12 protein-coding genes are annotated in these 12,274 nt (G+C 35.9%); 9 read left to right on the top strand and 3 right to left on the bottom strand.

Annotated features, from left to right (window positions below):
* Nucleotides 1-17 precede the first annotated feature (17 nt).
* From MHB48_RS16830 to MHB48_RS16815, 4 genes are all read left to right on the top strand, one after another.
* Nucleotides 18-488: a YbaK/EbsC family protein gene (locus MHB48_RS16830; protein WP_342599049.1), complete on the top strand. Its 471-nt coding sequence runs from the start codon at nucleotides 18-20 to the stop codon at nucleotides 486-488.
* 7 nt (nucleotides 489-495) lie between these two features.
* A complete protein-coding gene (locus tag MHB48_RS16825; protein WP_342599048.1) occupies nucleotides 496-972 on the top strand; it encodes an NUDIX domain-containing protein in 477 nt (158 codons plus the stop codon).
* A gap of 211 nt (nucleotides 973-1,183) precedes the next feature.
* Complete coding sequence (locus MHB48_RS16820; RefSeq protein ID WP_342599047.1) at nucleotides 1,184-1,531, top strand: PadR family transcriptional regulator; 348 nt, start codon at nucleotides 1,184-1,186, stop codon at nucleotides 1,529-1,531.
* Nucleotides 1,497-2,690: a DUF2812 domain-containing protein gene (locus MHB48_RS16815; protein ID WP_342599046.1), complete on the top strand. Its 1,194-nt coding sequence runs from the start codon at nucleotides 1,497-1,499 to the stop codon at nucleotides 2,688-2,690. The genes MHB48_RS16820 and MHB48_RS16815 overlap by 35 nt, the downstream gene beginning before the upstream one ends.
* A gap of 97 nt (nucleotides 2,691-2,787) precedes the next feature.
* Here the strand turns inward: MHB48_RS16815 and MHB48_RS16810 are convergent, their stop codons facing one another.
* Entirely contained in the window at nucleotides 2,788-4,242 is a 1,455-nt protein-coding gene (locus tag MHB48_RS16810; RefSeq protein ID WP_342599045.1) for a phospholipase D family protein, read from the bottom strand.
* A 149-nt stretch (nucleotides 4,243-4,391) separates the two neighbouring features.
* On the opposite strand from MHB48_RS16810, the gene MHB48_RS16805 reads away from it, so the two are divergent.
* Nucleotides 4,392-4,844: a GNAT family N-acetyltransferase gene (locus MHB48_RS16805; RefSeq protein ID WP_342599044.1), complete on the top strand. Its 453-nt coding sequence runs from the start codon at nucleotides 4,392-4,394 to the stop codon at nucleotides 4,842-4,844.
* Between the two features lie 575 nt (nucleotides 4,845-5,419).
* Here the strand turns inward: MHB48_RS16805 and MHB48_RS16800 are convergent.
* Complete coding sequence (locus MHB48_RS16800; protein WP_342599043.1) at nucleotides 5,420-5,938, bottom strand: XRE family transcriptional regulator; 519 nt, start codon at nucleotides 5,936-5,938, stop codon at nucleotides 5,420-5,422.
* Between the two features lie 171 nt (nucleotides 5,939-6,109).
* On the opposite strand from MHB48_RS16800, the gene MHB48_RS16795 reads away from it, so the two are divergent.
* From MHB48_RS16795 to MHB48_RS16780, 4 genes are all read left to right on the top strand, one after another.
* Nucleotides 6,110-7,453 carry an MFS transporter gene (locus tag MHB48_RS16795; RefSeq protein ID WP_342599042.1) on the top strand — a complete coding sequence of 448 codons (1,344 nt, stop codon included), beginning with the start codon at nucleotides 6,110-6,112 and terminating at the stop codon, nucleotides 7,451-7,453.
* A gap of 73 nt (nucleotides 7,454-7,526) precedes the next feature.
* The gene (locus MHB48_RS16790) at nucleotides 7,527-8,510 is read left to right on the top strand and encodes an ornithine cyclodeaminase family protein (RefSeq protein ID WP_342599041.1); all 984 of its coding nucleotides are present in this window, start codon (nucleotides 7,527-7,529) and stop codon (nucleotides 8,508-8,510) included.
* A gap of 275 nt (nucleotides 8,511-8,785) precedes the next feature.
* A complete protein-coding gene (locus MHB48_RS16785; protein ID WP_342599040.1) occupies nucleotides 8,786-9,763 on the top strand; it encodes a ring-cleaving dioxygenase in 978 nt (325 codons plus the stop codon).
* Nucleotides 9,764-9,996: 233 nt separating this feature from the next.
* Complete coding sequence (locus MHB48_RS16780) at nucleotides 9,997-11,730, top strand: methyl-accepting chemotaxis protein (protein WP_342599039.1); 1,734 nt, start codon at nucleotides 9,997-9,999, stop codon at nucleotides 11,728-11,730.
* Between the two features lie 61 nt (nucleotides 11,731-11,791).
* On the opposite strand, the gene MHB48_RS16775 is transcribed toward MHB48_RS16780, so the two are convergent.
* Nucleotides 11,792-12,274, bottom strand: a complete 483-nt coding sequence (locus MHB48_RS16775) for a QueT transporter family protein (RefSeq protein WP_342599038.1) — start codon at nucleotides 12,272-12,274, stop codon at nucleotides 11,792-11,794.

The following is a 12,274-nucleotide window of genomic DNA, read 5'->3' as shown; positions in this document are numbered from 1 at the left end:
ATAAGGAGGTGTTTCAAATGGCAATCGAATTAGTACGAGATTATTTTGCAAAGTTTGATATGGAAGGTAAGATTCAAGAATTTGAAGAATCAAGTGCAACTGTGGAACTTGCTGCACAAGCACTAAACGTGGAGCCGGCTCGCATTGCGAAAACGTTGTCCTTTAAAAAAGAAGATAGTTGCATTTTAGTTGTAGCTGCAGGCGATACAAAAATTGATAATGCAAAGTTTAAAAGCATATTCGGAGTGAAAGCAAAAATGCTCTCTCCAGATGAGGTACTGAATCAAGTAGGACATGCAGTCGGTGGTGTGTGCCCTTTTGGCATCCCACAAGATGTATTAGTGTACCTAGATGAATCATTGAAACGATTTGATACTATTTTTCCAGCATGTGGGAGCAGTAATAGTGCTATTGAACTCACTTGCGAAGAACTGTATACATATGCAAATGGCCAGCAATGGGTGGATGTTTGTAAAGGGAAGGATTGAGAATAATATGGATATCACATTTAAAACACCAGAAGGAAGATTTAACTATCGTGTAGCGGGATTACTTATTCATGAAGACAAGCTACTTATTATGCAAGACGAAAACCAACCATACTATTATGTTCCGGGAGGTCGAGTCATGCTGCATGAAAAAAGCGAAGATGCGATAAAACGCGAAATCAGAGAAGAGCTTTCAATAGATGTAAATGTTAAACGCATGCTGTGGGCGAATGAAAACTTTTTTGTGGAAGATACCTTGAAAGAAAAATTCCATGAAATATGCTTCTTCTATTTATTAGAATTAAAAGACGAAGAAATCGTCGTAGATCATGGCGAAGAATTTGTTGTAAATGAAAATGGAAAAATACACACCTATTACTGGAAACGCTTAGAAGAATTAAAGGATATTAATGTATATCCTCCATTTTTGAAAGAAAAAATAAAAGAGTTACCTTTGCATGTGGAGCATATTATAGAAACATAAAAAGTAAATCTCGAATCCAGGTAACTGTGATTCGGGATTTATTTTTCTATCTAATAAAGTAATTTAATTTCATAAATAATTGGAAATATGAAATTGATTAAAGTAGAATTTTAAAAATGAATATTCAGAATTTTGATTGACGAAGAATTAAAAAAATAATACTATTATGTAACACGATATATCGTATTACATAATGAATGGAGGCTTTGCTATGGCATATACTGGTGCTCCTATGACCGAAGCAATGTACTATGTATTATTAGCGCTTGTGAATCCAAATCATGGGTATAGTCTTATGAATACAATAACGGAGATTTCTCGTGGGAGAGTAGAGATGGGACCAGGTACACTTTATGGTGTTCTTTCTCGTATTCAAAAAGAAGGACTTATTACTCTATCAGAGGATGATGGTAGAAGAAAAACTTATACAATTACAGCGGATGGAAAAGAAGCTCTCCGTAATGAATATAACCGATTGGTAGCGTTAGTTGATGATGGAATATTTCTGAAAGAAGGTGATGAGAATGGAAAAGGTAATTCTAAAACTGAAACCAAGTAATTATTGGCGTATTGGTGAGCATGAGAGTTGGTTTTCAGATATGGCAAGTGAAGGGTTGCATCTTAGGAAGCTTGGCTGGTTGTTTGTACATTTTCTTAAAGAGGAGCCTCGAAAAACGAGATACAGGATAGATGCATTGCAAAACAAAACAATTACATCGGAGCAACAGGAATTGTATGCGGACAGTGGATGGTCTTATGTTACTAGCTACGGAATGTTTTCTGTGTTTTCATCCCCTGTTGAGTTGAATGCCCCTGAACTACATACAGATCCTGAGGAACAGTCCTATACGTTGAAGGCTCTTGATAAAAAGGTTGCTAGTAGTGCTTTATTGGTAGCAATCATTACTTTACTATTTATAGGCTTAATCTACTTTGCATTATTTGCTAACTCCACCCCTACCCTCGCCCTGATAGAGGGGAAAACCATTCCACCTATGACTTTATTTATAATTATTTATTCCGCATATTATGCTATACAGGCTACAATTGCAGTACGTTCATTGAGAAAAAAACTAAAAGAAGGTAAGCCAATTAATCACTATGCACCATGGAGAAAGATGCGTAATGTGGATTTAATGATATCAAATGTCCTTATTGTTTTTGCACTAGTTATTGCAATTCTTCCTTTTGTGCAAATTGCAAAGGTTGGAATTAAAGAAATGCCAATAGAAAATACTGATTTACCTATTATAAGACTTGCAGATGTGGAGCAGAATGCTGAAATGGTTCGATATAAAACCCACATGCAAGATCCTATTGATAGAGCTAACAGATATCTGCGTGAATGGAGTATATTGGCTCCAATTCAATATGAGGCAGATGAGCGTGGTCTCATTTCTGGACAAGAATGGAGAGATGGTAGCGGATTATATTCTCCAAGTATTCATAATCGGGTTTATAAACTCACTTTTTCTACCATGAGTGAAGATTTAATAGACGATTTGATAAAAAGATATAGTAGTTGGGATAAAGAGAAAGAATATGTACAGATGGAACATAGTAGTTTTGATCTTTTGATTGTTCACGAGGGTGAAGAAATAAAAGAAGTATTTGCAGCGAAAGGGAAAGGTGTTATCTATGTTAGATATTACGGCTATGCAGACATAGATGGACTTATTACAAACACTGCTCAGCAGATAAGTTTAATTGCTGATTAATCCTGTTGTTTGCATTTATCAAGAATAGACGGCAAGATGCCTAACTAACACAGTAACCCCCAAATTCAACTATGCATTTCGGGGGTTACTTATTCTACTAATAAGTCGTTATTTTTAAAAATTGCTGTAGAGTGTAAATCCATCGCTGCCACCATGTATGGCTATTTTGAAACTCTTCTAAATCTACTGTATACAAAGCGTCTTCATTGTTCCAAATACGCTCGAAATAGTCTTCCATTTCCGTAACAAGTTTACTATCATTTGGAGCAATTACTCGTAAATTGTTTTCTAAATTATAATCATCGAGTGTACGCTCGGTATAGTTTGCAGAACCACTTGAAATCACTGTGTGCTTGTCTGTTTGAATCCAAATGGCTTTCGTATGATATTGACCGATAACCGTGTTATACCAACGTACTTTCAACTTTCCATCTGTATCCACCACCATTTCTTGGGCAACTGGACGATTTGGTAAACCTGATTTTTCATGCCCAAAAGAGTTTTTATTTGGATCAAGGATAAGGTTTACATCAACACCACGATTTGCAGCGTCGATCAGTGCATTTACAATATCTCGCTTTGCCAAGAAGAACATTCCAAGCCAAATTTTATCTCCATTTCTCGTCTCGACCAAATCAGCCAGTAACGCGTCCAGTATCTTTTTCTCTGTTAAATACTGTATTTTATATTTTCCTTCAATATCCTCCAGGTTCACACGAGGGAGTTTAGGTCCTCCTGAAAACAAAGAAACAGCTTCTTCCGCTTCTAAAATGTCATTAATAATTGGCCCAGTTACTTTGAGAGCTATATTACCGTGAAATCCACTCGCGTCATGAGGGTTGGAGGATGTTATGATAGCTTCTTTCTCAGTTATTACTGCTTTACGATGATTTGCCTTTACATTTAGAAGTGACGTATAAGAAGCAATGGTCATCTTTGGTGCATCACTCGCCATTGCATTTGCAATCCATCCATTTCCATTAAAATCCCACCATTGTAAAAGGGTTCGATAAATACCAGAATAAATAGGAGTTGAGTCACGCAGTGAATCTAAATCGGTATATATAATTTCTACACCAGCTGTTCGCAATTTTTTTAACCATCTACTTTCATAGGAGCCATACCCACGATTTATTGGGTCTGTAATAAATACGACAGGCATATTTGGATTATCTTTCTTTTTATTTGCCAATGTAGTTGATAAAGTGTCTGCAATGTTTGGAAAATCCATATCGCCATCGTAGTATCCATCAAACAAGAAAAAATCGACAACAACAAACTGATTAGCCTGTTCAATTGTTTTATATACTTCTTCAAATATATTATTTTCATGTACTGTGTTGGTGCCTTGTTGATCTTGTGCATAGGATAAATCACTGATAAATTTAACTTTATCAGTTAAATGTAATTTTCCTGCATATGAAACACCAGTTGGAAGAGGCTTAAGTGTATTCCACAAAATAACGACAAAATAAACTAAAGCGTATACTCCGATTGAACCCATAATTATCTTCTTTCGGCTACTCCACTGCTTGCTTTGCTTTCTAGCCATGTTTATTATCCCCCAATAAAAACGAGTTTTTATAGTAGTATTCCCTAGGAGTATACAATGCAAACCAACACAGTTGGAGGGCAAAAAATATTAAAATTTGATAAACTAGTTAAGTGAGATGATAAAAGAATATTCGGAGGATTATAATAATGAAATTAGTAGATATAGCAAAGGAAAACTGGTTAACTACAGTTTTTTTAACGACCAATCAAAATGGGCGTGCCACGATTACAGAGAGGTTTGTTGCGTCCAATGCATTATCGATTGTACAGTCGATGTTTGAAACGGGTTGGATTATTAAAGGAATTCAAGTAAATGATCAGTTAGTAGGTTTTACGATGTATGGATACTCTGAGGATAACTCGCAATATGAAATATGCCGATTTATGATAGATGCAGTCTATCAAGGAAGAGGTTATGGGAAAGCTGCTATCCCACTCATCATGGATGAATTGAAAAAGATGGATAACTGTAATGCGATTTATTTATCAACGGAGCCAGAAAATGATAAAGCGAGAAAACTATATGAGAGTTTTGGTTTTCAGGAGACTGGTAATATAGTTGAGGGTGAAGTGGAATATTATTTGATGATAAAAAAGTAAACATTCTCTAACTGAATAATTATTAATGGAACGGACTCCTAATCTTACAGTGGAGTCCGTTTTATTGGATGTATTCAACATTTCAATCTCTTTGTTTTCTCTAAAATAGGTGGCTTTGATCTAGAAAAGGGAAACATGCGCTCAATAAATAGTGAACCAATGTAGTGAAAACGAAGTAAAAAAAGTCATTTTCATCACCCAAAATAGAAGTAACGGGGCTAAATAAGCACATAAATTGAAGCAGGTGTAGAAAAACGAGTCTTTTTCTACACCTGTTTTTTGTAGGCAATTGATTGTAGTGGAAGACGGCGACTCCAGCGGGAATAGCAGATGTTTTCTGCACCGAAAGCGAAGCGGCAGGTGCATGAGCTGAAGGCCCCGCAGGAGCGAACAAAGGAACGAAGGCTAAGAACGCCACCTCGTGTGGCAACGCCTTCGTGACCAACTTCGTGTTGGCCTGAGGAGACTGAAGCCATGCCCGCGGAAAGCGTCCGTCTGGAACGGAATTAATACATCGGAAAAGAGACCATCTCTCTGTCACTATATGACTTTAGGGACAGCCCCGTTACTTTTTTTTATCGTACTTTTGAGGATACTACTAAAAATCGGACAGGTTGATCCGTTAAGTTATACCAATAGTGTATTTTATTCGCATCGAACATGATGGATTGTTGTTCCACTAAAATTTCTTTTTTCTCATCTACAACTACAGTTAATGTTCCTTCAATGACAAATAGAAATTCATGTCCAGCATGTGAAAAAGCGTTTCCTTCATTTTCCCCTGGTTGTAGTGTAACTAGAATAGGTAAGTAAGACGCATCTCGATTTCCATTAGATAAGTCTTGGTAATAGAACTGTTGTCTTCTCTCTTCTAAGTTATCTGACTGCGAATTCTCGGGAAAGAATACCGTAGGATTTACTTTTAATGCATCTGCTATTTTCTTTAAAGATTCTAATGTGACACTAGATTTACCACGCTCAACTTGAGAGAGGAAACTAATAGAGACATCCGTTTGTTCTGCTAACTCTTTTAAGGTCAGTTTACGTTCTTTTCTTAATGTTTTTAGGATGTTACCAATCGAATTAGAAGACATATATAATTCTCCTTATTATTTATTCTATTAGTTAATCATACAGTACTTGAAAGAAAACACTCAAACTTAATATTTTTTACATAGGATTGACAGAAAATTTAAAACTATTTACAATAAATATGGGAGATAATTAAAGTGTCACTTCAATTTTGAAAAAGGGGAGATGTAAAAATGGATTCAAAACAAATGAGAAAAGTTTGGATTGCCAGTTTAGTAGGAAGTTCCATTGAGTGGTTTGATTATTTCTTATATGGAACGGTTGCTGCTCTTGTATTCAATCAATTGTTCTTTGTGACGGAAGATCCGTCCGTAGGTTTATTACTTGCTTATGCATCATTTGCTTTAGCATTCTTTATCCGCCCATTTGGTGGAATTATTTTTAGTCATATTGGAGATCGAATTGGACGTAAAAAAACACTTGTAATCACGTTAAGTTTAATGGGAGTTGCAACCTTTGGTATGGGGTTACTTCCAACTTATCAGGCCATTGGTGTGTGGGCACCTATTCTTTTAATTACTCTTCGCTTAGTTCAAGGATTGGGTATTGGAGGAGAATGGGGTGGTGCGCTTCTATTAGCGGTTGAATATGCACCGAAAGAAAAACGTGGTTTATATGGAGCTATTCCTCAAATGGGTGTTACAATCGGGATGGTTTTAGGAACCGTTGCACTATCACTTATGACGTTATTACCAGAAGGGTCATTTATGACTTGGGGATGGCGTATTCCGTTTATCTTCAGTGCATTGTTAGTTGTTTTTGGTTTATGGATTCGAAAAGGTATTGCAGAAACACCTTCTTTTAAAAAGGTACAAGAGTCAGGAGAAATTCCTAAACTGCCAATCGTAGATACATTAAAATATCATTGGCGTGAAGTGATTATCGCAGTAGGTGCAAAAGTAGTAGAAACCGCACCATTCTATATTTTCGGTACATTTGTCGTTTCTTATGCGACAACAAACTTAGGTTTCTCTCGTACAACAATTTTAAATACAGTAATGGTAGCTACAATTGTTACAACTATACTCATTCCAATTATGGGAAGCTTATCGGATAAGATTGGTCGTAAAAAGGTGTATGTAGCTGGGACAATTGGTATGATCGTTTTTGCTTTTCCATACTTCTGGATGTTGCAACAACAATCCGTAGTATTATTAGTAATCGCAACTGTAATTGGATTAGGTATTATTTGGGCTCCAATCACAGCAGTACTTGGGACAATGTTCTCCGAAATCTTTGATGCAAAGGTACGATATACAGGGATTACACTAGGCTATCAAATTGGAGCTGCCTTAGCTGGAGGAACTGCTCCGTTAGTTGCAGCGAGCCTAATGCTGAAATTTAACGGTTCATATGTTCCAGTTGCCTTCTACATTATCTTCACGGCGGTTATTTCACTACTTGCAATTTGGGCAGTAAAAGATCGCAGTCAAGAGAATTTAGATGATGTTGTAAAAGTGGAAACAGCCGATGCAAAATCGAACACTAAAAATACTAAAGGGCTATCTCAAGCTTAATAGCTGCAAGTAAAATTGCTCGTCTTTCGTAAGAATAGGAAAGACGAGCTTTTCTAAAAAACGGAGGTATAGCATGTTAGTTATAAATGAACAAGAAATTATACGTTCATATGGAATGAAGGAAGCAATACAAGACATAACAGATGTATTAAAAGCAAAAGAAGCGGAGAAGATTGCCAACCCACATCGGACAGTGATAGAATTTCCACAACATGAAGCTTCCGCACTATATATGCCAAGTGCCGATTTAGTCGATGAAGTAACAGCGGTTAAAGTTGTTACCATTTTCCCTAACAATCCATCTAACGGAAAACCTACTACACAAGGAGTAGTTTTACTATCGGATGCTCAAAATGGCGAACATCTTGCCATGTTAAATGCTTCTTATTTAACAAGACTTCGTACAGGAGCATTAAGTGGAATCGCAACAGATTATTTAGCGAAAAAAGATGCAAAGGTTGTTACCGTGATTGGAACAGGAGCAATGGCTTTTGAACAAGTGCTTGCTGTTCTTGCAGTTCGTAACATTGAACGTATTTTATTAGTTAATCGGACAGCTGCAAAGGCGAAAAATTTTGGGGAAAAACTAAAAGATTTTGGTGTAGAAATTCCTTATGAAGTATTAGAAGACGTATCTTCAGCTGTTCGTCAGGCAGATATCATTTGTTGTGCCACACGTTCGAACGAACCAGTTTTTAATGGAGAAGATTTACAACCAGGTACTCATATAAATGGAGTAGGATCATATTTACCTCATATGCTGGAAGTCGATTTAGTGACTATTACACGTGCATCTAAAATTGTCGTAGATGACTTTGCTGGTGTGAAGGACGAAGCAGGAGAACTAATGCATGCAGAAAAAATCGGAAAGTGGTCTTTCGAGGATGTACATGGGGAAATTGGGAAGCTTGTAATCGGAGAAATAAAAGCCCGTGAGAATGCAGAAGAAATTACATTTTTCAAATCAGTGGGTGCTGCTTATTTTGATTTAGCTGTAGCAAAAGGTGTCTATGTGAAAGCAAAGGAACAAGGTATAGGAACAGAAATAGATGTGTAAGGTAATCATATAATAAATAAAGGACCGACTTCTACTAAAAAAGTCGGTATTTTTATTGTTGGCGCTGTTAATTAGAAAATACCTCTCAGTAGTACTTGAATCTATTGGGAAGGTATTTTTCTTTTTTTTATGGGATAACTAGTATAAGCTTCTCCTTCTTGAGAGGATTTATTTTTTCATTTGATTGACAAGGAATTTTATACATGATAAAATTATCTCGAATTAAAGATAATTAAATTAAGAATAAAATATAAATTATGTTGGAGGAATATAAGATGAACCATTTAAAAGGTATTCACCATGTAACAGCAATAACTAGTAGTGCAGAAGAGAATTATAAGTTTTTTACGTATGTGTTAGGTATGCGTTTAGTTAAGAAAACAGTAAACCAAGATGACATTCAAACGTATCACTTATTTTTTGCGGATGATGTTGGAGGAGCGGGGACAGATATGACATTCTTTGATTTCCCTGGAATTCCAAAAGGTACACATGGAACAAACGAAATTTATAGAACTGGTTTCCGTGTCCCAACTGATGAAGCGTTACAATACTGGGTAAAACGCTTTGATCGCTTAGAAGTGAAGCATACAGGAATCCAAGATCAATTTGGTACGAAAGTACTTTCTTTTGTTGATTTTGATGACCAACAATATCAATTAGTTTCAGATGAGAATAACAAAGGTGTTGCAGCAGGAATACCATGGCAAAAAGGACCAATTCCTTTAGAGTATGCTATTACAGGACTAGGGCCAATCCATATTCGAATTGCTCAATTTGATTATATGAAAGAAATATTGGAAAAGGTTTTATTATTTAAAGAAATTGCACAAGATGGATTATTCCATTTGTTTGAAGTGGGAGAAGGCGGAAATGGTGCTCAAGTAATTGTAGAGAAAAACGTTATTCTTCCTCCAGGCCAACAAGGGTTTGGAACAGTTCACCATGCAGCATTCCGAGTAGAGGACCGCTCTGTATTAGATGAATGGACAACGCGTATGGAAAGCTTTGGCTTCCAAACTTCAGGTTTTGTAGATCGCTTTTTCTTCCAGTCGTTGTATGCAAGAGTTGCAAACGGTATTTTATTCGAGTTTGCAACGGATGGACCAGGATTCATGGGAGACGAGCCATACGAAACACTTGGAGAGAAACTATCACTACCTCCATTCTTAGAGCCTAAGCGTGAGCAAATTGAAGGACTTGTTCGTCCGATTGATACAGTTAGAAGCACAATAGACTTTGTGAAAGAATAAAAACTTTATTACTGAGTCCTTTCCTCTTAGGGAAAGGGCTCGTTTTTTGTTTAAATGTATCTAATTGGTATATAAGTAAAAAGTTCCATAACTGAAAAAAATATAGTATTTAATTACCACTCAAATGTTAAAGATAATAAAAATTTAGTCGATAATATTTTGTGTAGTAAAAAATGCATATATATAATTTCTGTAATGTACTGGTAATAGTTAAAATCGAGGAGGATTAGCAAGTGAAAATTCGTACAAAATTATTCATTATTTCATTATGTCTACTATTAATTCCAAGTTTAATAATAGGGGTAAGCAGTTACATGTCTGCTAAAAACAATTTTGATGAATTAGGAGAAAAAACACTTAAAAATGCTGTGGAGATGGCACTGTTGTTAATAGACTCAAAGAATAAGTCTGTTGAAAACGGGGAGATGACTTTAGAGGAAGCGCAAGAGCAAGTAAAGCAATACTTACTTGGTGAATTACAAAGTGATGGAAAACGTACATTAACGTCTAAAGTGGATTTGGGCGAAAATGGATATTTTAGCATCTATGGTAAGGATGGGGAACAAATAGCTCATCCATCCTCAGAAGGGGAAAATGGATGGGAAGATAAAGATGTTGATGGGAAATATGTCTTACAAGATATTATAAAAACTGCGGAAGCAGGCGGTGGTTTTTCGTATTATAAATGGGATTTACCAAATCAGCCTGGCACTGAAGCGACAAAAATTACTTATAATAAAATAGATCCAAACTGGGGATGGGTTGTAAGTGCAGGAACTTACATGGAATCCTTTAACAAAGGAACTAATTCTATCCTAATAACAATCGCAATAACATTAGCAGTAGGTACATTGATAGGTATAGTTGTTATTATCTTGTTTTCTAGACATATAGGTAATCCAATTCAACTAATTGCACAAAATCTGAAAAAGATTGCAAATCAAGACTTATCTATTCAGAACATCAAGATTAAAAATAAAGATGAGTTGGGTGATCTTGCAAATGGGCTAAATTCAATGACTACCAATTTAAAAGAGGTTCTAAATTTGGTTTCAAGTTCGGCTGAGCAAGTAGCTGCAACTTCTGAGCAGTTAACTGCGAGTAGTGAGGAAACTAGTAAAGCTTCAGAAGAAATTACGGATTCTATTCAACAAATTTCATCTGGTCAAGAAAGTCAATTGTATGGAGTGCAGGAAGCAAAAAATTCTGTTTCCCAAATTTCTGCAAGCATTACGGAAATTACTGCGAATATTAAAGAATTGAATGAGCTTTCCGTTGCAACATCGAAAGTTTCTCTTGCGGGAAATGAAGTAATTGCACAAACGGTGGAACAAATGAACCAAATCAATAACCAAAGTACTCTAACTACAGAATCGATGCTAATATTAGAACGTAAATCGAACGAGATTGGTGAAATCATTAATGTAATTACAGGAATAGCAGAGCAAACAAACCTACTTGCTTTAAACGCAGCAATTGAAGCTGCACGCGCAGGCGAGCATGGAAAAGGATTTGCAGTAGTAGCGGATGAGGTACGAAAATTAGCGGAGGAATCAGGTAATGCTGCTAAAAACATTTCTACTTTAATTGGTGAAATTCAAATGAATACAAAAGATACTGTTCATACTGTGAATGAAGGGAAAATTGTCATCGAGACTGGTATGAATTATGTTACAAATGCTGGGGAAACATTTGAGACAATTGCAGCTGATGTAAACTTGATAAACAATAAACTATCATTTATTACATCAGAAATCCAAGAAATTAGTAGTAATACAGAAGTTCTTGTTAATGAAGTAGAAAAGACAAAAGACGTTACAGAAGAGTCAACTAGCTATACACAAAATGTAGTAGCAGCGGCAGAAGAACAATATGCTTCCATGATTGAAATGACGTCTGCTTCTCGTGCATTAGCAGAAATGTCCGAAAAACTTCAAGATATTGTTTCCGATTTCAAATTAAATTAAGTATCATCCTAACAAAAAAGTACCAACTTCGGATAATTAGAAGTTGGTACTTTTTCTACGATTAGATTAATGATTTAAAGTTTAATCGTTTATTTAAAGCACTCATAAGAGGAATGCCGACTGCTAATACAACGAATTCACCAACTGCTACCGTTAACCATGTGTAGAAGAAAGGTAAATCAAACGCTAAGTTTAATTCGAATGCAATGATAAACGTCATAAACGTAAACACTATCGTATTAAATACCATTTGCTTAACTTGCCCTTTAATGAATTTCGCTGCAAATATGGTAATTAATAACGAAATAACAGTATGTGCTACCCCAAAAATAAGGTCATAAGCAGCCATTGGGGAAAACATATTAGTTATAATCACACCGAGTACAATCCCAAAAAAGAATTTCTTATTGAATACCACAAGGTGATTAAACATTTCGGCTATACGAAATTGTACTGCACCAAATGCAAATGGCGCAATTAATAAGGAAACTGCAACATATAAAGCAGCAATAATCCCGCTTGTTGCAATAGTTTTGATTTTCAT

Source organism: Psychrobacillus sp. FSL H8-0483, assembly GCF_038637725.1.
Classification (GTDB): Bacteria; Bacillota; Bacilli; order Bacillales_A; family Planococcaceae; genus Psychrobacillus.
Note: the sequence above shows the minus strand (reverse complement) of the source record. Positions and strands in the feature narration are given on the sequence as shown.

Excerpts from the sequence above, each read along its gene's own strand:
- MHB48_RS16830 (WP_342599049.1), top strand. The coding sequence starts at position 18 with ATGGCAATCGAATTAGTACGAGATTATTTTGCAAAGTTTGATATGGAA.
- MHB48_RS16825 (WP_342599048.1), top strand. The coding sequence starts at position 496 with ATGGATATCACATTTAAAACACCAGAAGGAAGATTTAACTATCGTGTA.
- MHB48_RS16820 (WP_342599047.1), top strand. The coding sequence starts at position 1,184 with ATGGCATATACTGGTGCTCCTATGACCGAAGCAATGTACTATGTATTA.
- MHB48_RS16815 (WP_342599046.1), top strand. The coding sequence starts at position 1,497 with ATGGAAAAGGTAATTCTAAAACTGAAACCAAGTAATTATTGGCGTATT.
- MHB48_RS16810 (WP_342599045.1), bottom strand. The coding sequence starts at position 4,242 with ATGGCTAGAAAGCAAAGCAAGCAGTGGAGTAGCCGAAAGAAGATAATT.
- MHB48_RS16805 (WP_342599044.1), top strand. The coding sequence starts at position 4,392 with ATGAAATTAGTAGATATAGCAAAGGAAAACTGGTTAACTACAGTTTTT.
- MHB48_RS16800 (WP_342599043.1), bottom strand. The coding sequence starts at position 5,938 with ATGTCTTCTAATTCGATTGGTAACATCCTAAAAACATTAAGAAAAGAA.
- MHB48_RS16795 (WP_342599042.1), top strand. The coding sequence starts at position 6,110 with ATGGATTCAAAACAAATGAGAAAAGTTTGGATTGCCAGTTTAGTAGGA.
- MHB48_RS16790 (WP_342599041.1), top strand. The coding sequence starts at position 7,527 with ATGTTAGTTATAAATGAACAAGAAATTATACGTTCATATGGAATGAAG.
- MHB48_RS16785 (WP_342599040.1), top strand. The coding sequence starts at position 8,786 with ATGAACCATTTAAAAGGTATTCACCATGTAACAGCAATAACTAGTAGT.
- MHB48_RS16775 (WP_342599038.1), bottom strand. The coding sequence starts at position 12,274 with ATGAAAATCAAAACTATTGCAACAAGCGGGATTATTGCTGCTTTATAT.